Here is a 21,348-nt window from a genome sequence, read left to right as displayed (position 1 = left end):
GAGAAGATCAGGTCTTGCGGTTGTACAGACGCATCGTGATCGGCCCGAACACGAGTAGGAAGCCGCCACACATCGCGGCAGTGACCGCGAGCTTGGTGGCGTCCGGTTCCCCCGACATCAACGACCGGATGGACGTGACGAGGAAGCTCACCGGATTGACCTCGACGAACGCGCGGAGCCACCCCGGCATGGTCTGGGGGTCGACGAAGATGTTGCTGGCGAACGTCAACGGAAACAGGATGAACATCGACACGCCCATGACCGCGGCCTCGGTGCGCACGATCATCGCGATCATCGTCCACACCCAGGAGAGACAGAACGAGAAGATCAACAGCAGTGCGATCGAGGCGACGACGCCGAGGAGACCGCCGTCGGGCCGAAACCCGATCACGAGACCGAGGATCAGCACGATGACCGACGCCAGTGAGTAGCGGACGACGTCACCGAGGAGCGCGCCCACCAACGGTGACGGGCGCCAGATGGGTAGCGATCGGAACCGATCGAACACGCCCTTCTCGATGTCCTTGTTCAACGTCACGCCCGTGTACATCGTGATCATCACGACGGTCTGCACCAGAATTCCCGGCAACAGGAACTGGATGTAGGCGGTGGTGGATCCGGCGAGAGCGCCTCCGAACAGATACGTGAACAGCAACGTGAACATGATCGGGAACATCGTCACGTCGAACAGTTGCTCGGGGACGTGCTTGATCTTGAGGAGCGCTCGCCACCCGAAGGACAGTGAGCTGGCGACGGCGTTCGGCCGCGGGGGTCGTGTTGCGCCGCTTCGTAGTACGTCCGCGACCGCGGCCTGCTCGGACGCGTCCTTCGACAGCGTTGTCATGATGATGTCTCTGTTCTCTCGGTGGCGTTCGTGCGGGCGGACTCGTCGTCCGCGGGGTGGCCGGTCAGCGCGAGAAACACTTCGTCGAGGCTGGGTTGGCCGATGGCGAACGAGGCCACCGCGATTCCCGCGTCCTCGAACGCGGGCAGAGCGGCAGCCACCGACGACGTCCGGTCCAGCCGAGCCGACAGCGCGACCGGATCTGCTTCCTCGGTCACCGACTCGGACAGAATCGTGCGAAGAATCGCTGCGGCCTCGGAGCGTCGAGCGGGATCCAGCACTCGCACGTGCAGCGAGCCCGCGCCGACCGACGCCTTCAGTTCGCCGGTGGTGCCTTCCGCGATGACCTTGCCGCGGTCGATGACCGCGATCCGTCCGGCCAGTTGATCGGCTTCGTCGAGGTACTGAGTGGTGAGCAGAACCGTCGTGCCGCCACCGACGAGAGCGCGGACGATGTCCCACACCTGATTGCGGCTGCGAGGGTCCAGGCCGGTCGTCGGCTCGTCGAGGAAGATCAGCTCGGGAGTGACGATGATGCTCGCAGCGATGTCGATCCGACGCCGCATACCGCCCGAGTACGTCTTCACCTGGCGAGACCCGGCGTCGGCGATCCCGAACGCGGTGAGCAGCTCGTCCGCTCGCGACCGCGCCGCCGGACGCGAGTATCCGTAGAGCCGGGCCAGCAGGATCAAATTCTCGGTACCGGTCAGATCCTCGTCCAGCGAGGCGAACTGGCCGGTCAGCGAGACTTTGCCGCGAATGGCGTCCGCCTCGGAGGCGACGTCGTGGCCGAGGACGCGCGCCGACCCGCCGTCGATCGGAAGGAGGGTCGCGAGCATTCGGATCGTGGTCGTCTTGCCTGCTCCGTTGGGGCCGAGGACACCGTATACACCTCCACTCGGAACCGACAGGTCTATTCCGTCCACCGCAGTGTTGTCGCCGAAGCGTTTGATCAGGCCCGATGTCTCGATCGCAGGCATGTGTCCCATTCCTCCAAGATTGTCCGAATCGACCTCGAAGTGCAATCGATTATCCCGCGCAGCCATCCGCGGCGCAGGGTGTACCGAATATGTTGTGCGGCGGGAAAACGCGGAGGTTTCGGTGTGAGAGCAACATGAGCACTACTCTCTTGATCAATGAACGCGATCAGAGTCGAATTCGTTGGGACATCGTCACGGTGAGCACGGACCCCACGCCGGGCTCGCAGTACCAGGGGCCACCGGATTCAGAAGACGACCCGTCGGCAGAACAAGGTGCGGCCTGTGCTGTGCCCAGTGCGCAGTTGCGCAACCTGCGAGCAGACGAGATGGAGCGGCTCCGCCGGCTGATGGCCGCGGTCGCCGGTGGTGACCAACGCGCCTTCGGCGAGTTGTACGACGCCACCAGCGCACGTGTCTACGGCATGGTGCTGCGTGTCCTTCGCGACCCGGGGTACAGCGAGGAGACGACGCAGGAGGTGTTCCTCCAGATCTGGAAGTCGGCACCCAACTACGACCCCAACCAGGGAAGCCCCCTGGCGTGGATCATGACGTTGGCGCACCGGCGCGCGGTGGACCGCGTGCGGTCCGAGCAGTCCGGGACCGACCGTGAAGCTGCGTACGGGGCGATCAGCCACACCCCGGAACACGACGAGGTGCTCGAGGCCGTCACCCAGCGACTGGAATCCGACGCCGTGGTTGCGTGCCTCGACACACTGACCGATACGCAACGCGAGTCGGTACGAATGGCTTATTACAGCGGTTGGACATACCGCGAAGTGGCGGAGCGGCTCGGGGTCGCGGTTCCGACGATCAAATCGCGAATACGGGACGGACTGATCAAGTTGAAGACATGTCTGGGGGTGACACCCTCATGAGCGAAGCAACGCGACAGCGGCTGCTCGACGCCGCCGAGGTGTACGCCCTCCATGCGGTGAGCGCCGCCGAGGAAGCCGACATCGAACGTGACCGTGCGGCGGTGGACGACACCGCCCGTGTGCAGTTCAACATCCTTGTCGGCGAGATACAGGAAACTCTTGCGCTGGTGTCCGTCCTGGATGCCGCGGAACCCCCGGCTCAGCTGAGAGATCGCGTGCTGCAAGAAATTCCGCGCATCACGCAGGACGTCGCCGAACCCGCACCCGCGACGGTGACCACTCTGCGCGGACACCGAGATCGCCGCGCCAAGCAGGAGCGGAGGGGGCGGAACGGCCCAGGGGCAAGTCGGTGGCGTACCACGATGCTCGCCGCAGCGGCAGCAGTCGTCGTGGCCGTCGGCGGCGGAGTGGTCGCCACCCAGGTACTGGGCAACGACCCGGCACCGACCCAGGCGGAACAGATCGTGGCAGCGCCGGACGCACGTGAGACCACCGCCGAGTTCCCCGGTGGCGGCACGGCGAACATCTCCTACTCCCGTGAGTCGGGTTCGCTCGTCGTCACACTCGACGGCGTTTCCGCACCCGCGGCAGGCCAGGACTATCAGATGTGGTTCGTCGACGGCACGCCTCGGTCGGTCGGTCTGGTGACGACCGAACAGTTGGCCGACGGCGACGGCACTGTAATCGACGGCATGGGCGCGGCAACGAACTTCGCGTTCTCGCTCGAGCCCGCAGGCGGATCTCCGCAGCCGACAGAGGTTCTGACGATGGTGACACTCGACGCGTGACGCGTCGACGCCGGTCGAGTTCGATGTGGGGCCTCAGCGCCCCACATCGAACTGCCCGAGAGATTTGATCGCGGTGTTCATCTGCATGTACGCACCGGTCGCGAGGGTGGTGAGAAGCTCCAGCTTCACCGACGGTGCCGACTCGGACAACGCTTCGAAGTCTCGAACCGACATCACGGCGACCGACAACGGGGTGTCCGCCCGGAAATCGAGCAGGAACTCCGTTCGGGCCAGAAGGGGCATCTCGCCGAAACTCATCCCAGGCGACAGCGTCGAGATGCGGTGATGTCGGCCTCCCGGTGAGGTGAACGACGACGACACCTGCCCGGCCAGTACGAGAAACAACCCGGCGGCCGGTTGTCCGCTGGTCACGACGGTGTCGCCCCTTGCGTAGGTGTGCACGGTGAAGGCGGGTTCGACAGCGGCGTATTCGGCCGGGGTCAAGCCGTCGAGCACTGGGTGGTCCCGCAGGGCGATACGGTCGGGTTGGCGAGGTCCGACGCAGTACTTGTCGAGCAGAATCTCCTCGGCCCATTGAATGGCGGAACCCAGGTCGGCGAAGACGCGGCCGGATGCGCCGCCCGGATCGATGCTCGAACTGGTGCGACCCAGAACACCCGCAGGGTCGACGAGCGAGGCCCTGCAACCATGCTCGGACAGGTGACCGAGCACGCTGTCGAACATTCCGCGCGCCACGTCACTGACCTCGTCGACGCCGCGGACGTCGATGACCAACGCATCGAGCTGTTCGTCGAGGTTTCCGATCTCGCGAACCGCGGTCTCCGCCCCGGAGAACAACAGATCGCCGTGCAGCTCGTACACCCGAGCGCGGCTGCCGAACCGAGCGAGAGCGGCCTGCTCGACGTCGCTTCGTCGGCGACGCGACGGGGCCTCACCGACGGTGTACTTGCCGCGGATCGCGGACCGGGCCGCGCGCGTGACGTGCAGGAAGTGAAGTTCGAGCTTGCGTGACAGTTCTCGGCACGCCGCGACGCCGCGCACGCTGTTTCCGTGCGGGTCGAGCCGGGGGGAGTAGACCGCGATTCCCATCTGGCCGGGCAGGACGGCCAGAATGCCGCCGCCCACCCCGCTCTTCGCCGGCATCCCCACTCGTGCGACCCAGTCGCCCGCACCGTCGTACATCCCGCACGTCGTCATCACACTGAGGACGCGCTCCACCAACGCCGGTGCGAGTGCACGTTCCTTCGTGCGCGGGTTTGAGCCGTTGTTCGCCATGGTGGCAGCCATCATGGCGAGGTCGACCGCGGTGACGTCGATGGAGCACTGGCGGAAGTACAGATCCACTGCGGCGTCGGGATCGTCGGTGATGATGTCGAACGAGCGCAGCATGTATCCGATCGCACGGTTCCGGTTGCCGGTGCGGGCCTCGGAGCGGTACACCGATTCGTTGAACGTCAGCGAGCGACCCGCGTACCGGGAGTAGGCCTGACGGATTCGTTCGAACCGATCCGCGGCCGACTTCCCGGCGATCAGCGACGCCGAGGTGATGGCTCCCGCATTGATCATCGGATTGCGTGGGCGTTCGGTGATCGGATCGAGACTGATCTCGTTGAACGGTTCACCCGACGGCTCGATGTCGATCTTCTGCGCGACGGCGTCCTCACCCCGGTCGGCGAGGGCCAGTCCGTAGGTGAAGGGCTTCGAGATCGACTGGATCGTGAACAGCGTCGACGTGTCGCCCACCTCGTACACGTACCCGTCGCTCGTCGCCAGGGCGATCCCGAAACCGTCGGGCGCGACCGCGGCGAGTTCGGGGATGTAATCGGCGACGCTGCCCGAGGTGTCGTCTCGGCACGCGTCGAAGACGTGTTGGAGTATTCGATCCACGACGCTCGACATGAGGCAACCCTATGCTCCGACCTCGGGGTTCGGTGTGATCATCGACGCGTGGGCGTGATGGTCGTGTTGCCCGGAGGTCACAGTATTGTCGGAGTCGGTACATGATTCTGCGGTGGTCGCGGTACGGCATCGGCGGTGTCGGTACGGCGTCTACGTTTCGCTACGTAGACTGTTCTGATCGAAGAAGTGTCGAGCCATCGACATCGAAGTACCGCACGTGTTGCCGAAGTTTCCGGCCGGAGGGAGCGATCTCGTTGGGTGTTCTAGCGCGCGTTCAGTCGCCTGAGGACCTGCGCCGTCTTTCGCCGGCGGAGGTGGTGGATCTGGCCGAGGAGATCCGTGAATTCCTCGTCGAGACGGTGTCGGCCACCGGAGGTCATCTGGGTCCCAACCTGGGTGTCGTCGAGCTGACGTTGGCCGTCCACCGCACGTTCGATTCTCCGCGTGACCCGATCATCTGGGACACCGGCCATCAGGCGTACGTGCACAAGATGGTCACCGGCCGCACCGCCGAGTTCGCGTCGCTCCGCAAGCAGGGCGGACTGTCCGGCTACCCCTCGCGCGCCGAGAGCGAACACGACTGGGTCGAGTCCTCGCATGCGTCGGCGTCCTTGTCCTACGCGGACGGGCTGGCCAAGGCTTTTCAGCTGACCGGGCAGAGCGACCGCCACGTCGTCGCCGTCGTCGGTGACGGTGCGCTGACGGGCGGGATGTGTTGGGAAGCACTCAACAACATCGCGGCGGGCAAGGATCGTTCCCTCGTGATCGTCGTCAACGACAACGGTCGCTCCTACGCTCCCACCATCGGCGGATTGGCCGAACATCTGGCCGCCCTACGCCTGCAGCCGGGCTACGAGCGCATTCTCGACAACGGACGCCGCATCGTCCGCAAGATTCCGTTGTTCGGCAAGACGGCGTACGCGATGCTGCACGGCATGAAAGCGGGCGTCAAGGACGCCATCAGCCCTCAGGTCCTGTTCACCGACCTCGGCATCAAATACCTGGGACCGGTCGACGGTCACGACGAGCAGGCCATGGAGTCCGCCTTGCGCCGAGCCAAGGCATACGGCGGCCCGGTGATCGTGCACGCAGTCACTCGCAAGGGTATGGGGTACGCCCACGCCGAGAACAACGTCGCCGACCAGATGCACGCCACCGGCGTCATCGATCCCCTGACCGGGCTCGCCCGCAAGCAATCGGCTCCCGATTGGACGTCCGTGTTCTCGGCCGAATTGATCGACCGTGCGGCCGAGCGTGAGGACATCGTCGCGATCACCGCGGCCATGGCGGGTCCCACCGGCCTCGCGGCGTTCGGGGAGAAGTACCCCACCCGTATGTTCGACGTCGGGATCGCCGAACAGCATGCAATGACGTCGGCGGCAGGCCTTGCGCTCGGTGGCCTGCACCCCGTCGTCGCCGTGTACTCGACGTTCCTCAATCGCGCCTTCGACCAACTACTGATGGACGTTGCGCTGCTGAATCTGCCGGTCACTCTCGTTCTGGACCGCGCCGGTGTCACCGGTGCCGACGGTGCCAGCCACAACGGCATGTGGGACATGTCGTTGCTCGGGATCGTTCCCGGCATGCGGGTTGCCGCACCACGCGACTGCGCCTCTCTCCGTGAGGAACTCGGCGAGGCACTCGCGGTGAGTGACGGGCCCACTGCCCTCAGGTTCCCGAAGGGCGCTGTCACGGCGGACATCCCGGCGCTCCGACGTCTCGACGGTGTCATCGACGTGTTGGCCGAGCCTGATTCCGCGGGCCGAGACGTGCTCATCGTGGCCGTCGGCGCCTTCGCAGGACTGGCGCTCGAGACGGCTGCCGCTCTGGCCGAGCACGGTGTGTCGGTGACCGTAGTCGATCCACGATGGGTGCTTCCGGTCCCGGAGGCCCTGCTGAAATTGGCCGAGGAGTACAAACTCGTCGTGACCCTCGAGGATTCGGGGGTGCACGGAGGCGTCGGATCGACGGTGTCCGCGGCGGTCCGGGCAGTCGGTGTGGACACCGCGTGCCGCGACATCGGAGTTCCGCAGCGATTCCTGGATCACGCGTCACGCGAGCAGATCCACCGTGAACTGGGGCTCACGCCGGAAGACCTGACGCGCCGCATCGCCGGGTGGCTCGGGTCGAACTGAGGCGTCAGTCGGCGTGTTCACCGATGGTGGGCGCCCACTGACTGATCCGCACGTCGGCCACCAAGCCGGCACGGTTGAACGGATCGTGTGCGAACAACCGGGCGACGGCGTCGCGGTCGGGGCATTCGACGATGAACATTGCGCCACTGTGGTCGGCCAGCGGCCCGGACGACCTGATGGTTTTTCGGCGAACCATCTCGTGGATCCACGCTCGGTGGTCGGTTCGGTGGTCGTCTCGGCCGCCCGACGTTTCCGGCGTGTACGTGTATTCGACGACGAACATCGGCATGATGCGCCTCCTGACCGGAGTTACAGAACCATGTCCTCGAGCTCCATGCCCTTCGTTTCGCGGATCTTGAACTTGACGAAGAAGAAGGACACCAGCGCGAAGAACGCGAAGAACGAGTAGATGAAACCGAGGCCGATCGACTGAGTGAGCGGCGGGAACGCCAACGTGATCGCGAAGTTCGCTACCCAGTTGGCTGCAGTGCTGATACCGAGAGCAACCGCACGCATGTTGTTGGGGAACATCTCTCCCAACATCACCCACATGATCGGACCCCAGGTGGCGGCGAAGAAGATGACGAACAGGTTGGCGCCGATCAGCGCGATCGTTCCCCACGGCGTCGGGAGTGTCAGGTCGTCTCCGGTGCCGACGGCCTGAGTGAACGACACCGCAGCGAGCACCAGTCCCACGAACATTCCGACGGAACCGATCTGAAGCAAGTTCTTACGGCCGAATCGGTCGACGAACAGGATCGCCACGAACGTCATGGTGACGTTGATGACGGATGTGATCACCGAGGTGACGAACGACTGATTCTCGCTGAAGCCCACGGACTTCCACAGTGTCGTCGAATAGTAGAAGATCGCGTTGATGCCCACGAACTGTTGCAGGACCGCCATCGTGATGCCGACCCAGACGATCGGCTGCAGACCGAACTTCGGTCCGCGAATGTCGCCAAACGACGACTTCGCTTCGCGCCGCAGCGTCAGCCGGATTTCCTTCACGCGCTCGTTCGGGTTCACCTCGCCGGAGATCTCCCCGAGAATTCGGGCTGCTTCCCCGTCGAGGTGCTTGCCGACCAGATAACGAGGGGACTCGGGGATGAGCGTGGCCAGAAAACCGTAGACGAGCGCGGGTACGACGCCGACGAGGAACATCCATCGCCACGCCTCCATACCGAACCACAGATCGTTCGACGGCCCACCCGCGGCGTTCTGCAGCACCGCGTCGGACAGCAACGCGGCGAAGATGCCGACGGTGATGGCCAACTGCTGCAGCGACGCGAGACCACCGCGATAGCGTGCGGGCGCGATCTCGGAGATGTAGGCAGGCGCGATGACCGATGCGATTCCGATTCCGAGTCCGCCGAGCACTCGCCACAACATCAGATCGGGGATGGAGAAAGCGAAACCGGAACCCACCGACGAGATGGTGAACAACGCCGAGCCCAACAGCATGACGCGTTTGCGTCCCCAACTGTCGGCGAGCCGTCCGGCGAACCACGCACCGACTGCGCATCCGAGCAGCGCGATCGCGACGGCGAATCCGGTGACGAACGAACTGAGGCCGAAGTTCTCCTGGATCGAGTCGACCGCGCCGTTGACGACCGACGAATCGAAACCGAAGAGGAAGCCACCGACCGCTGCCGCGACGGTGACTCCGATGACTTTCGCGGTATGGCGTTCTGTAGGTTGCGTCATGACGAACCCAGCTTTCTGACGAGCCAGCGTCGGTGGTGGTCATCGACATCATGGACCTGCTCCAGCCGGTCGGTGGCTGAAATCAGCGGATTTCATCCGAAGGGTTACCCCAGCGCGGAGGGTCGGGTTCCTTCAGCCGAGTCGATCCGCGAAGGTGGTCGACGCGTGGTCGGCATCGGCTCCCGGCACGAGGGTGCCGTCGCGCATGGCTCTCCCGTAGGCGCCTGGCACGGGGACCTCGACAACCCAGTGTCTGCCGTGGAGTGTGGCCACGTGGGTGCGGACCATGTCCACCATGCGTTCCTCTCGTGGTCCGCCGAGGTCCGGGACTTTGCCTGCGGGTGTGCCTTCGGCCAGTTCGACGAGTGTCCGCGCAACGTCTCGTGCCGCGACGGGCATGCACCGCATACGTGGTACGACGACGAGCGGACCGAGCGTGGTTCGCTCGACGAGTTGCTCGGCGAATTCGTGAAACTGCGTTGCGCGCAGGATGGTCCAGGGAATGTCGCCGTCTCGAATCGCTTGTTCCTGCGCGACTTTTCCCGCGTAGTACGAGTACGGCGCCTCGTCGACGCCGACGATGGAGAGCGCCACGTGATGCCGCACGCCCGCATTGTGCTCCGCCCGAAGGAGATGTGCGGTAACGCTCGTGAAGAACCGGACGGATTCCTTGGCAGACATTGTTCGCGTCGAGGCAACGTCTACGACGACGTCGACCCCGGCGAGAGCGTCGTCGAGGCCGGTTCCGTCGACGAGGTCCACGCCGTTGGAGCGGGTGAGCACGAGAACGTCGTGATCGCGTCCTCGTGCGAGGTCGACCACGTGCTTGCCGACGACGCCGGTTCCACCTGCAACTGCGATCTTCAGTGTGTTCATGTCCCTCTCGACGGCACAGCCCGCCGAAATGTATCGCGACGTAACGGCAATCTCAGTGCTCGGCTACGGCGACGCCTGCCGCGACCCGAAGAAAGTCGAGCTTGTCTGCATCTGCCGTGCCCGTCGCAGCGGTGTAGACGACAAGCCGGAGGTCGGTGCCGGGTGCGGTGAGAACGTCGCAGTCGAGGGTGATGTCCCCGACGGTCGCATGGTGGATCGTCTTGCGATCGGTGGCATGCTCGGCGGCGGTCCCCGAGCGCCACAGTGCATCGAAATACGATTTCTGCGTACGTAATTCGGTGATCAACGCAAGCAGCGGTGCGTCGCGTGGGAACCGGACGGCTGCGATTCTGAGGTCGGCGACGAGTGCCGTCGCGAGATGCTCCAGGTCTGCCGTCGACGACGCGGGTGGATAGGCGGCTCGGCCGCGATCGTCGCTCCCGAACATCACCCGAACCAGGTTTCGGTGCGTCACGTCGATCGCCGTCGGATTGCCTTGCAGTGAGCTCCACATCGGGTTCCACGTCAGAAGGTCCCAATCCGCCGCGAACACGGCCACAGGCGTGTCCGCCAGGCGGCCGACGAGGCGCGCAATGCCGGGACCGACGTGTCGATCGATGCTTCCCGGGCCCGGTGGCAACAGGCCAGCGCAGCGGTACAGGTGATCTCGCTCGGCGCCGTTCAACTGCAAGGCTCGTGCCAAAGACGCGGTGACCTGCGCGGACGGCGTCGTGGCGCGGCCTTGTTCGAGTCGGACGAGGTAGTCGACGGACACTCCGGCCAGCTGTGCCAACTCTTCACGGCGTAGACCCTCGGTCCGCCGCCTCGGGCCCGTCGGCAGGCCTGCATCGACAGGTGAGAGTCTGTCCCTCCATCCGCGCAGGACTTCACCGAGGTCGGATGCCGTGTCGCTCATCGGTCCATCATCTCCCGCTTCGGCGGATGCATCCTGGTACTGCTGATCCCACCGTCTCACCGGGTGCTGGTTGTACTCCTGTGCCGGTGACAGCGTGGGTGCCATGACCCACAGTTCCGCACACACCATTGTCATGACCGGAGTCAGCCAGGGGATCGGCGCCGTAGCAGCCTCGAGGTTGCTTGCCGACGACCCTCATGCACACCTCGTCGTGGTCGGGCGCAGACCTGGCCTGACCTCTCCTCGGGTCACGTTCGTGGACGCCGACCTCGCTGACGTCGAGGCGACGAGAACGGCGGGCCGTCACATCGGCGCGCTGGTGCAGAACGGTTCGATCCCGAAACTCGACAGGTTCGTCGGAAACGCGGGCATCCAGTACACCGATGCCGTCACGACGACGGTCGACGGTCTCGAAGCGACCTTCGCGGTCAACGTAGTTGCCAACCACGTACTTCTGACCCAGCTCCGGTCCCACCTGACGGATTCCTCGCGCATCGTGATCACCGTCAGCGACACGCACTTCGGGGATCTCCGGCACAATCTCGCGCTGGTTCCGGCGCCCGTGTGGTCGGCTCCGGACGTCCTCGCGCGTCCCGGTGCCTTCGCCGAACCGGAGTCGGCCGCAGCCGGGAGAACCGCGTACTCGACCAGCAAACTTGCGGCGGTCCACCTCGTTCATGCATGGGCTGACGCCCTCGAACCGGGCGTCGACATCATCTCGTTCAACCCCGGTCTGGTCCCGGGGACCGGCCTGGCCAGACATGCAGGCAGGGGAGCGCAGCTGATGATGCGAGCGCTGGGTCCAGTGCTTACTCTGACGCCACTGGCCACCACGTCCACGCAGGCAGGTGCGGCACTCGCTGACCTGGTGTCCGGCCGAACGCTCGCTCGCAGCGGCGACTACGTCGACCGCAACCGCGTTGTGTCGTCTTCCGCGGAGTCCTACGACCCCGCACGCGAATCTGAGCTCATGGCTTTTCTGGGCACGCTGTAACGCCGGCGAGATCGAAGTTGTGTACATGGTTCACGGTGACGACGTACACAACTTCGATCTCGGACTTCCGTCAGACGTTCGCGACGCCGTCGGCGAGGAATCGCCTGCCGGTCACCGCTTCCGAGGTGCCGGTTCGATCGAGGTACGGAGTGATTCCGCCGTTCCAGAATCCGAAGCCGCCGCCGAGGAGCAGGCAGAGGTCGATGTCCTCCGCCGCGGCTACGACGCCTTCCTCCAACATGATGTTGATCTCGTCGGCGAACGCTCGGCGGGTTCGATCCAGAACCTGCTCTGCCGTCGACGGTGAATCACCCTGCGGCCACAGCGCTGCCACCTCGGGGTCGACGATCTGGCCTTCGGGTCCGTAGGTCCAGACGCCGGGCTTCTTGGCGTCGACGAGTGCGCGGAATCCGGCGGAGTCCTTGAACCGCTCGGGGTACGCCTCGGCGAGGGTCTCCGCGGTGTGCAGGGCGACGGCCGGTCCGACCAATGCCAGCAGGGTGAGCGGGCTCATCGGCATGCCGAGCTCGGCGACCGCCCCGTCGGCGACGTCGAAGGGCGTGCCCTCGTCGATCGCGGCGATGATCTCGCCGGATGCGCGGGTGACGAGCCGGTTGAAGACGAATCCGGGCAGGTCGGCAGAGAGCACGGCCGACTTCTTGAGCGTCTTGGCCGTGGCGAATGCCGTTGCCAGCGTGGCATCGTCGGTCTTCTCGCCCTTGACGACCTCCAGTAGCGGGAGGACGGCGACGGGGTTGAAGAAGTGGAAGCCCACCACGCGCTCGGGGTGCTTCAGATCGGCTGCCATTTTCGTGATCGACAGCGACGAGGTGTTGGTGGCGAGAATCGTGTCGGGAGAGACGAATTCCTCGACCTCGGCGAACACCTTCTTCTTCACGTCGAGATTCTCGAACACGGCCTCGATGACGAAGTCTGCCTGTGCGAACGCCGCCTTGTCGATGGAGCCGGAGACCAGTGCTTTCAATCGGTTGGCGGCATCCGGGGACAGACGCTTCTTGCCGAGCAGCTTGTCGATCTCACCGTGAACGTAGCCGACGCCCTTGTCGATGCGCTCCTGGTCGATGTCGGTGAGGATCACCGGAACCTTCAGCTGCCGGACGAAGAGCAGAGCGAGCTGGCTGGCCATCAGACCTGCCCCGACGATGCCGACGCCGGAAATCTTGCGCGCCAACGACTTGTCCGGTGCACCTGCGGGTCGCTTGGCCCGCTTCTGTACGAGATCGAATGCGTAGAGGCCTGCACGCAGTTCGTCTTTCACGAGCAGAGTGGACAGTGCCTCGTCCTCGGCAGCGAATGCGGCGTCCAGCGAAGCCGAGTCGTTGATGTCGGTGTTCTTGGCGAGCTCGATCAGCTCGACAGCAGCGACCGGACCGGGAGCGAAGTTACCGGTCTTGCCCGCGACGATGCCCTTGGCGCGGGCAACGGCTTCATCCCAGGCCTGGCCACGGTCGATCTCGGGACGGGCGGGAGTGATGTCGCCCTTGATGACCTGGGCTGCCCATGCCAGCGACTGCTCGATGAAGTCGGCGCCGCCGAACACGGCGTCGGCGATACCGAGATCGAGCGCCTGCTGCGGCTTGAGGGTTCGGTTCTGGTTGAGCGAATTCTCGATGATCACCGTCACGGCGTTCGATGCGCCGATGATGTTGGGCAGCAACTGAGTTCCGCCCCATCCCGGAACGAGTCCGAGGAACGCCTCGGGCAATCCCAGTGCTGCCGCGTTGTCGGCGACGGTGCGGTAGTGCGAGTGCAGGCCGACTTCGAGGCCGCCGCCGAGCGCAGCACCGTTGATGAATGCGAACGTCGGGATCTCGGATTCACGCAGGCGCCGGAACACCTTGTGGCCGAGCTGACCGATCTGGAGCGCCTCGTCCTTGGTCTTGATGTTCGGTACACCATTGAGGTCGGCACCGACCGCGAAGATGAACGGCTTGCCGGTCACTGCGATCGCGACCGGGTTCGCGGCGAACGCCTCGTCGAGTGCGGCGTCGAACTGCGTGAGGCCGCCGGGGCCGAACGTCGACGGCTTGGTGTGGTCGTAGCCGTTGTCCAGCGTCACGAGGGCGATCGAGCCTTCGAGGCCGGGGACGGAGATGATCTTGGTGAATGCGTTCGTGACTACCTCGTCGGTGAACGCAGTGGTGATGTCGCTCATTTGGCTGCTCCTGCCGTCTGGGTCGTTCCTGCAGGCTTCACTCCCGCGTAGTCGGAGTGGTTCGGGTTCTCCCAGATGACGGTGCCGCCCATACCGAGGCCGATGCACATGGTCGTCAAGCCGTAGCGGACGTCGGGACGCTGCGCGAACTGACGCGACAGCTGTGTCATGAGGCGCACGCCGGAGGATGCGAGCGGGTGGCCACACGCGATGGCGCCGCCCCACTGGTTGACGCGGGGGTCGTCATCGGCGATGCCGTAGTGCTCGAGGAACGCGAGGACCTGGATGGCGAAGGCTTCGTTGATCTCGAACAAGCCGATGTCGGAGATGCTCAATCCGGTTCGGCCGAGCAGCTTTTCGGTCGCCGGGACCGGTCCGATGCCCATCACGGCGGGGTCGACGCCTGCGAACGAGAAGCCGACCATCCGCATGCCGATGTTCAGTCCGAGCTCGTGCGCAGTGTCTTCACCTGCGAGAATCGCGGCGGTGGCACCGTCGTTGAGACCTGCTGCGTTTCCGGCGGTCACGCGGCCGGCCGGACGGAACGGAGTCTTGAGCTTCGCCAGGTCTTCGACGGTGGTTCCCGGACGAGGTGGTTCGTCCTCGGTGGCCAGACCCCATCCGGCGGCAGATTTGGTGGCGACAGGGACGAGGGTGTCGGCGATGTAGCCGGCCTTCTTGGCGGCGTCGTACTTCTCCTGGCTCGCCACGGCGTAGGCGTCGGTGCGGTCCTTGGTGATCGACGGGAAGCGGTCGTGGAGGTTCTCGGCGGTGTTGCCCATGACGAGAGCACTCGGGTCGACGAGCTTGTCCGCGAGGAACCGCGGGTTCGGATCGACGCCCTCGCCCATCGGGTGACGACCCATGTGCTCGACGCCGCCTGCGATCACGACGTCGTACTGGCCGAAGCCGATGCCTGATCCGGTGGTGGTCACCGACGTCATGGCGCCCGCACACATGCGATCGATGGCGAAGCCGGGCACGCTGCGGGGAAGGCCTGCCAGCAGGGCGGACGTGCGGCCGATGGTCAGGCCCTGATCGCCGGTCTGTGTGGTCGCGGCGATGGCGACCTCGTCGATCCGCTCGGGAGGAAGGTTGGGGTTCTTGCGGAGCAGTTCGCGGATGGCTTTGACGACGAGGTCGTCGGCGCGAGTGTCGGCGTAGATGCCTTTGGGGCCTGCCTTGCCGAACGGTGTGCGGATGCCGTCGACGAACACGACATTCCGCTGTGAGCTGGTGGACGCGGGTACAGACACGCTTCGATCCTCCCGACAGATGCGGACATGGACCCGACCGACGCCGGGTTGACGCCCACTGTAGCGGGTATTACCCGTCGGTAACTTGAGGAGGGGTCAAAGCGGCCGTGAGCACTGGGACGACGAGCTCACGCTGCCAGGGACGGGCCCCGCCGTCGGCCAGCTCGTGCTCGATCGCACCCGCGGCGTCGGTCGACGTCAGCGGCTTCCAGTCCCACACGAGCCGGCGCAACAGATCGGGAAGCAGCAGATTCTCGACGGGAACCGACACGCGCTCGCTGAGTTCCGTCATTGCCGCTCGCGTCGCGGCGAGCCGATCGGCGGCATCCTGGTCGCGGCGAGCCCACCGATTCACCGGGGGAGGACCGTCGAACGGTGCTGCCTTGGGCGGCAGGTCGGAGGCGGGCAGTGCGCGTGCCCGGCCGAGCGCGCCCAGCCATACTTTCGCGGACCGGCGCTGGCGGGGGCCGCCGAAGACAGGTAACGCCTTCAACTCGTTCTCGTTCTTCGGATCCGAGGTGGCGGCGGCGACGATGGCCGAGTCCGGCAGAACCCGTCCCGCGGCGATGTCGCGGCGGCGAGCGATCTCGTCGCGCGCCTGCCACAGTTCACGCACCGCCGCGAGGACACGCTGAGATTTCACCGCATGGATACCCGATGTCCGGCGCCAACGGTCGGTCTTCGGCTTCGGGGGACCGAGGGTCAGAATGTGTGCGAACTCCTGCGCCGCCCACTCCGTCTTGCCTTGGCTTTCGAGTTCGGCGGCCATCGCGTCGCGCAGTTCCAGCAGTACTTCCACATCCAGTGCGGCGTAGTTCAACCACGTGTCCGGGAGTGGCCGCGTCGACCAATCGGCGGCGCCGTGCCCTTTCTGCAACGAGAGGCCGAGCGTTCTCTCGACGATCGCGCCGAGTCCGACGCGCTCGAAGCCTGCCAGACGGCCGGCAAGTTCGGTGTCGTACAGCGTCGTCGGGACGAGGCCCAGTTCTTCGAGGCCGGGAAGATCCTGGTCGGCCGAGTGCAACACCCACTCCAACGGGTTGATCACCTCGGCCAAGGCGGTGAGCTGCCCGGTGACCGGTATCGGATCCAGCAGGACCGTTCCCGCACCGCGGCGGCGAAATTGCAGCAGGTACGCACGCTGGGAGTAGCGAAAACCCGACGCACGTTCGGCGTCCACTGCGAGCGGACCGTGACCGCCCGCCAGTGCAGCCGCGGCCTCGGCGACGCCGGCGACGGTGTCGACGACCGGGGGGACACCGTCGGCGGGCGCGAGCAGAGGAACGGCAGGCGGAGGACCGTCCGTTACATCCGACGGTTCACTGGAACTTGTCGCTGACATGAGAGGTGACTCTAAGCCCAAACGAGCGGACCGCGTGCGAACTCACGATCCAGTTCGGGTCGCGTCACCGTTTCTCGGCTGTGCTCCGTAACTCGGTGATCCCGGCCGGAGGCAATCCGGCGGCGTAGGCCAGGACCTCGCAGAACGCCTCCACGTGTGACGCGAGCTCCACCGATCCCGCCGTCCACGACGCGCGGAGCTCGAGTTGATGCGCCTTCGGGGGCCCGGCGATGTCCCCGTACCTGACGGAACTGGTCGATGTGACAGTCCCACCCAGCGCGGTCACCGGCTCGGCACGACTACCGAGAGCATCGACCAGCCAGCTCCACCCGACCTCGGGAAGCAGTGGGTCCGACGCGAGGGTCTCGTCGACGTCGGCCTGGATGTAGGCGACGAGGCGCATGGTGCCGTTCCACGCCTCGTCACCGTCCGGGTCGTACAACAAGATCAGTCGGCCGAATGCGTCACCGTCGGACTGCTCGCCGACGTCCTCACCGACAGGGTGCTTGACCTCGGCGCCCACCGCATAGCTGTACGGCGCGAGACGCTGCGGCGGTCTGATCGGGCCGACTTCGATCGAGGGGTGCACGACTGCCCGGTGCATCGCCTCGACAGCCGATCGAAACGGCGCAGGCTCGGCAGCGGATCCGGGTGTGGTCACGTCACCGGACGTTAGACTTCTCACGTTCCCGTTCGTCGGAGGCGCGCCGAAGTACCAGCACGGACCTGCATAGAGGCGTCGACCGTGAGGCGTGGCAGCATGGACTGCAATGAACACCGTCACGCCCAGCACCGACACGCCGTCCTCGCGTCGCCACCTTCCCGACGCGCCCCTGTTGGCCGCCGCCGCGGGCCGCGTCCCGACGCGCCGACCCGTGTGGTTCATGCGTCAGGCCGGGCGTTCTCTACCCGAGTACCGCACGATCCGGGCCGGGATCGGAATGCTGGAATCCTGCTTCGACGCAGAGCTGGTCACCGAGATCACGATGCAACCGGTCAGGCGGCACGGCGTCGACGCCGCAATTCTCTTCTCGGACATCGTCGTGCCGCTCAAGGCCGCAGGCATCGACCTCGACATCGTCGCCGGTACGGGCCCGGTGGTGGCGAATCCGGTGCGATCGCGTGCCGATGTCGATGCACTACCGCAGCTGAGTGCCGACCAGGTACAGCCGGTAGCGGACGCCGTTGCTCTGCTGACGAAAGAGCTGGGCGAGACAGCGCTGATCGGCTTCGCCGGCGCCCCGTTCACGCTCGCCTCGTATCTGGTCGAGGGCGGGCCCAGCCGAAACCACGAGAAGACGAAGGCGTTGATGCGGTCCGACCCGCAGACCTGGCACACGTTGCTGGACACACTTGCCGACACCACCATCACGTTCCTGACGGCACAACTCGCGGCCGGAATCGATGCACTCCAGCTGTTCGACTCCTGGGCAGGGGCACTCTCACTCGCCGATTACCGTGAATTCGTCCTTCCGCACTCGACCAAGGTGTTCGACGCGGTGAGCTCGGCCGGTGTCCCGAAGATTCACTTCGGAGTCGGTACGGGGGAACTGCTCGGCGCAATGGGCGACGCGGGTGCCGACGTGGTCGGCGTCGACTGGCGGATCCCACTCGACGACGCGATCACCCGCGTCGGGGCAGGAAAAGCTCTGCAGGGCAACCTCGACCCGGCGGTGCTGTTCGCGGGTTGGGACGCCGTCGAGACCGAGGTGAGGCGAATCGTTGCGGAGGCGGATCGTGCGCTCGCGGCGGGGGCCACCGGGCACGTGTTCAACCTCGGCCACGGAGTCCTGCCGGACACCGACCCCACGATCCTCACCCGTGTCGTGGAGCTGGTGCATTCGCTGTGACGGTGTCGGCGCCTCGCGCCGCGGTGGTCGGCGGCGGAATCACCGGACTGGTCGCTGCTTACCGACTGCGCTGCAGCCTGGGCCCGGACGCGGAGATCACCGTCGTCGAGGCATCCGAGCGGCTCGGCGGAACGTTGCGGACGGCACGCATCGCCGGTGGTTCACTCGACGTGGGTGCGGAGGCCTTCATCGGGCGACGGCCCGAGGTTCCCGCTCTGCTGGACGAGCTCGGCCTGTCCGAGCAGTTGGTGCATCCGGCGGGTAGGCGACCACTGTTCTACGCGGGCGGTGCGTTGCATCCGATGCCACCGGACACCTTGATGGGAATCCCGTCCGACGCTGTCGCGCTACGCGGAATGGTCGACGACGAGACCGTGCGGAGGATCTCCGCCGAATCCGACTCGCCGATGACCTGGAACGTGGGCGAAGACGTCAGCGTCGCCGAGTTGGTGGGTGGTCGGTTCGGCGATCAGGTGCTTCGTCGATCCGTCGATCCCTTGCTCGGCGGGGTGTACTCCGGACTGTCGGACTCGATCGGCGTACGGGCCGCGCTGCCGACGTTGGCCGCAGCACTCGACGCAGGAGCGAGCAGCTTGACGGCTGCCGTGAAGCGGGCACTGCCCCCGCCCAGCTCCGGACCGGTGTTCGGTGCACTCCGCGACGGGTACGGAGTACTGGTCGACGCGCTGGTATCGACGACGAACGCTCGAACTGTCATGGGTACCGAAGTCGTGTCGATCCGGGGAGAGCGGCGTGGCTGGCGCGTCGACCCCATCGGTCACGTGGACGTCGTGGTTCTCGCCGTACCTGCCCCGGCTCTCGCACGCATCCTCGCGGACACAGTTCCTGACGCCGCGGACGCCGCCGCGGACATCGAACTCGCGTCGTCCGTCGTGGTGGCCATGTCTCTACCACCGGGGACCGCACTGCCGGACAACTCGGGTGTCCTCGTCGCCACCGACGCAGGACTCTCGGTGAAAGCGTTCACTCTCTCGAGCCGGAAGTGGACGCACCTGGGGGAGCGGGAAACACCGCTGCTGCGTGCGTCTCTCGGCCGTTTCGGCGACACTGCAGCGCTGGAGATGACCGACAGGGAACTCGTCGACATCGCCACGCAGGATCTGCGTACGGTCACCGGCTTGGACGTCGCACCGGTCGAGACCGTGGTGCAGCGCTGGCGAGGCGGGCTACCGCAGTACGCGCCGGGGCACGTCGAGCGAGTCGCCGAGATCGACGCCGCCGTCCGTGACGTCCCCGGGCTCGCCGTCGCCGGTGCCTGGAGCCACGGCGTCGGAGTCCCCGCTTGTGTCGCATCCGCCACCAGAGCGGCCGCCGCCGTATCCGAGGTGGCACGATAGGGCGCATGGCACGCCTCGACTACTCAGCGCTCAACTCCACACTTCGCTACCTGATGTTCTCGGTGTACAAGGTCACCCCAGGAGTCCTGGGCGACGACCGCGCCGCCGCATCGAAGGAAGCCCGGGTGTTCTTCGAGAGCCAGGAAGAGAAAGGCGTCGCAGTACGCGGCGTCTACGACATCGCCGGGATGCGCGCCGATGCCGACTTCATGGTCTGGACGCACGCCGAGCGCATCGAGGACCTGCAGGCCACGTACTCCGACTTCCGTCGGACCACCGCGCTGGGGAAGGCAAGCACCCCGGTGTGGAGCAACTCCGCACTGCATCGCCCGGCCGAGTTCAACAAGAGTCACGTGCCGGCGTTCATCGCCGGTGAGGACCCGGGCGCCTACATCTGCGTCTATCCGTTCGTCCGCTCCATCGACTGGTACCTGCTGCCCGACGAGGAGCGTCGTACGATGCTCGCCGATCACGGCATGGCCGCCCGCGGCTACAAGGACGTCCGCGCCAACACCGTGCCGTCGTTCGCCCTCGGGGACTACGAATGGATTCTCGCCTTCGAGGCACCGGAACTCGACCGCATCGTCGACCTCATGCGCGACCTGCGTGCCACCGAAGCACGGCGCCACGTACGCGAGGAGACACCGTTCTTCACCGGACCACGCGTCGACGTCGAGGCACTCGTGGCATCCCTGCCATGATCGAGGCGGTCATCTTCGACTTCTCCGGCACCCTCTTTCGGCTGGACGAGGACGACTCGTGGTTCGACGGTGTCACCCACTCGGACGGCGCTCCGGTGGACGGGCATCACGCGGCGGAGTTGATGCGCCGTATGACCGCACCGGTCGGGGAGGTCGTGCAGTTCGACGACATCACCCGCCACGCGTGGCGGAACCGCGACCTGGACCCGGCACTGCACCGGCAGGCATATCTTCACGTTCTGAAGGAATCCGGAATAGACCGACCGGAGCAGGCGGAATCCGTGTACGGCCGCGTCGTCGACGCAGCCAGCTGGACGCCGTATCCCGACACGGCCGAGGTGGTGAAAGCCCTTGCCGCGAGGTCTATCTCGGTCGGTGTCCTGAGCAACATCCCCTTCGACATCAGGCCGGCGTTCGCGCAGCTCGGCATCGAAAAATACGTCGACAGGTTCACGCTGTCCTTCGAGGTCGGAGTCGTCAAACCGCAACCGGAGATCTTCCGCATCGCCGTCGACGGTCTCGGGGTCGACCCGACACGAACCCTGATGGTCGGGGACAGTGAAGAAGCCGACGGCGCTGCACGCGCCATCGGATGTTCGTTCGCGCTCGTCGACCCCGTTCCGACGACCGAGCGACCCACTGCATTGCTGGATGCTGTGAGAAGCCGCGGCATCGACCTGTGAGTGCACA

The 21,348-nt window shown here is 65.7% G+C and carries 19 protein-coding genes; 8 read left to right on the top strand and 11 right to left on the bottom strand.

Annotated elements, in window-relative coordinates:
• Positions 1 to 7 precede the first annotated feature (7 nt).
• Both CH292_RS23540 and CH292_RS23535 read right to left on the bottom strand, forming a co-directional pair.
• Positions 8 to 844 carry an ABC transporter permease gene (locus CH292_RS23540; RefSeq protein WP_019664037.1) on the bottom strand — a complete coding sequence of 279 codons (837 nt, stop codon included), beginning with the start codon at positions 842 to 844 and terminating at the stop codon, positions 8 to 10.
• Positions 841 to 1,833 (bottom strand): ATP-binding cassette domain-containing protein, encoded by a 993-nt coding sequence (locus CH292_RS23535; RefSeq protein WP_170945344.1) that lies wholly within the window; start codon positions 1,831 to 1,833, stop codon positions 841 to 843. The genes CH292_RS23540 and CH292_RS23535 overlap by 4 nt, the downstream gene beginning before the upstream one ends.
• 125 nt (positions 1,834 to 1,958) lie before the next feature.
• Between CH292_RS23535 and CH292_RS23530 the strand changes: the two genes are divergently transcribed.
• Together CH292_RS23530 and CH292_RS23525 are read left to right on the top strand one after the other, a co-directional pair.
• Positions 1,959 to 2,699: a sigma-70 family RNA polymerase sigma factor gene (locus CH292_RS23530; RefSeq protein ID WP_019664035.1), complete on the top strand. Its 741-nt coding sequence runs from the start codon at positions 1,959 to 1,961 to the stop codon at positions 2,697 to 2,699.
• Positions 2,696 to 3,487 carry an anti-sigma factor domain-containing protein gene (locus tag CH292_RS23525; protein ID WP_019664034.1) on the top strand — a complete coding sequence of 264 codons (792 nt, stop codon included), beginning with the start codon at positions 2,696 to 2,698 and terminating at the stop codon, positions 3,485 to 3,487. The genes CH292_RS23530 and CH292_RS23525 overlap by 4 nt, the downstream gene beginning before the upstream one ends.
• Before the next feature lie 33 nt (positions 3,488 to 3,520).
• Here the strand turns inward: CH292_RS23525 and glsA are convergent, their stop codons facing one another.
• On the bottom strand, positions 3,521 to 5,347 hold the full coding sequence (gene glsA / locus CH292_RS23520) for a glutaminase A (protein ID WP_020110173.1): 1,827 nt from the start codon (positions 5,345 to 5,347) through the stop codon (positions 3,521 to 3,523).
• 254 nt (positions 5,348 to 5,601) lie between these two features.
• Here glsA and dxs point away from each other — a divergent pair, with 254 nt between their 5' ends.
• A complete protein-coding gene (gene dxs, locus CH292_RS23515) occupies positions 5,602 to 7,482 on the top strand; it encodes a 1-deoxy-D-xylulose-5-phosphate synthase (protein ID WP_094655847.1) in 1,881 nt (626 codons plus the stop codon).
• A 4-nt stretch (positions 7,483 to 7,486) separates the two neighbouring features.
• On the opposite strand, the gene CH292_RS23510 is transcribed toward dxs, so the two are convergent.
• The 4 genes from CH292_RS23510 to CH292_RS23495 all read right to left on the bottom strand — a co-directional run bounded on the left by CH292_RS23510 (position 7,487) and on the right by CH292_RS23495 (position 11,086).
• Positions 7,487 to 7,771 carry a YciI family protein gene (locus CH292_RS23510; protein ID WP_019664031.1) on the bottom strand — a complete coding sequence of 95 codons (285 nt, stop codon included), beginning with the start codon at positions 7,769 to 7,771 and terminating at the stop codon, positions 7,487 to 7,489.
• 20 nt (positions 7,772 to 7,791) lie between these two features.
• Entirely contained in the window at positions 7,792 to 9,189 is a 1,398-nt protein-coding gene (locus CH292_RS23505; RefSeq protein WP_094655846.1) for a sugar porter family MFS transporter, read from the bottom strand.
• Positions 9,190 to 9,321: 132 nt separating this feature from the next.
• Positions 9,322 to 10,065, bottom strand: coding sequence for an SDR family oxidoreductase (locus CH292_RS23500; RefSeq protein WP_094655845.1), 744 nt, complete (start codon positions 10,063 to 10,065; stop codon positions 9,322 to 9,324).
• 52 nt (positions 10,066 to 10,117) lie between these two features.
• Positions 10,118 to 11,086, bottom strand: coding sequence for a helix-turn-helix transcriptional regulator (locus tag CH292_RS23495; protein WP_256978481.1), 969 nt, complete (start codon positions 11,084 to 11,086; stop codon positions 10,118 to 10,120).
• Between CH292_RS23495 and CH292_RS23490 the strand changes: the two genes are divergently transcribed.
• Positions 11,085 to 11,975, top strand: coding sequence for an SDR family NAD(P)-dependent oxidoreductase (locus CH292_RS23490; RefSeq protein WP_176458840.1), 891 nt, complete (start codon positions 11,085 to 11,087; stop codon positions 11,973 to 11,975). The two genes, CH292_RS23495 and CH292_RS23490, sit on opposite strands and share 2 nt — an antisense overlap.
• Before the next feature lie 70 nt (positions 11,976 to 12,045).
• Here CH292_RS23490 and CH292_RS23485 read toward each other — a convergent pair whose 3' ends face one another.
• The 4 genes from CH292_RS23485 to CH292_RS23470 form a co-directional block, all read right to left on the bottom strand.
• The gene (locus CH292_RS23485) at positions 12,046 to 14,151 is read right to left on the bottom strand and encodes a 3-hydroxyacyl-CoA dehydrogenase NAD-binding domain-containing protein (protein WP_094655844.1); all 2,106 of its coding nucleotides are present in this window, start codon (positions 14,149 to 14,151) and stop codon (positions 12,046 to 12,048) included.
• Positions 14,148 to 15,407 carry an acetyl-CoA C-acyltransferase gene (locus CH292_RS23480; RefSeq protein WP_020110166.1) on the bottom strand — a complete coding sequence of 420 codons (1,260 nt, stop codon included), beginning with the start codon at positions 15,405 to 15,407 and terminating at the stop codon, positions 14,148 to 14,150. The genes CH292_RS23485 and CH292_RS23480 overlap by 4 nt, the downstream gene beginning before the upstream one ends.
• 70 nt (positions 15,408 to 15,477) lie before the next feature.
• Positions 15,478 to 16,749, bottom strand: a complete 1,272-nt coding sequence (locus CH292_RS23475; RefSeq protein ID WP_037142402.1) for a ribonuclease D — start codon at positions 16,747 to 16,749, stop codon at positions 15,478 to 15,480.
• Positions 16,750 to 16,813: 64 nt separating this feature from the next.
• Positions 16,814 to 17,410 carry a DUF3000 domain-containing protein gene (locus CH292_RS23470; protein WP_019664022.1) on the bottom strand — a complete coding sequence of 199 codons (597 nt, stop codon included), beginning with the start codon at positions 17,408 to 17,410 and terminating at the stop codon, positions 16,814 to 16,816.
• 109 nt (positions 17,411 to 17,519) lie between these two features.
• Here CH292_RS23470 and hemE point away from each other — a divergent pair, with 109 nt between their 5' ends.
• From hemE to CH292_RS23450, 4 genes are read left to right on the top strand one after another with little or no spacing between them, the layout of a single operon-like run.
• Positions 17,520 to 18,599 carry a uroporphyrinogen decarboxylase gene (gene hemE, locus CH292_RS23465; RefSeq protein ID WP_033189660.1) on the top strand — a complete coding sequence of 360 codons (1,080 nt, stop codon included), beginning with the start codon at positions 17,520 to 17,522 and terminating at the stop codon, positions 18,597 to 18,599.
• Positions 18,596 to 19,957 (top strand): protoporphyrinogen oxidase, encoded by a 1,362-nt coding sequence (locus tag CH292_RS23460; RefSeq protein ID WP_094655843.1) that lies wholly within the window; start codon positions 18,596 to 18,598, stop codon positions 19,955 to 19,957. Before hemE ends, CH292_RS23460 begins: the two co-directional genes overlap by 4 nt.
• Before the next feature lie 5 nt (positions 19,958 to 19,962).
• Positions 19,963 to 20,658 carry a hydrogen peroxide-dependent heme synthase gene (hemQ, locus tag CH292_RS23455; RefSeq protein WP_019664019.1) on the top strand — a complete coding sequence of 232 codons (696 nt, stop codon included), beginning with the start codon at positions 19,963 to 19,965 and terminating at the stop codon, positions 20,656 to 20,658.
• The gene (locus tag CH292_RS23450; protein ID WP_020110162.1) at positions 20,655 to 21,341 is read left to right on the top strand and encodes an HAD family hydrolase; all 687 of its coding nucleotides are present in this window, start codon (positions 20,655 to 20,657) and stop codon (positions 21,339 to 21,341) included. Before hemQ ends, CH292_RS23450 begins: the two co-directional genes overlap by 4 nt.
• The last annotated feature ends 7 nt before the right edge of the window (positions 21,342 to 21,348 follow it).

This window comes from Rhodococcus sp. 14-2470-1a (genome assembly GCF_002259425.1).
GTDB lineage: Bacteria > Actinomycetota > Actinomycetes > Mycobacteriales > Mycobacteriaceae > Rhodococcoides > Rhodococcoides fascians_E.
This window is presented reverse-complemented; position numbering and strand designations above follow the sequence as displayed.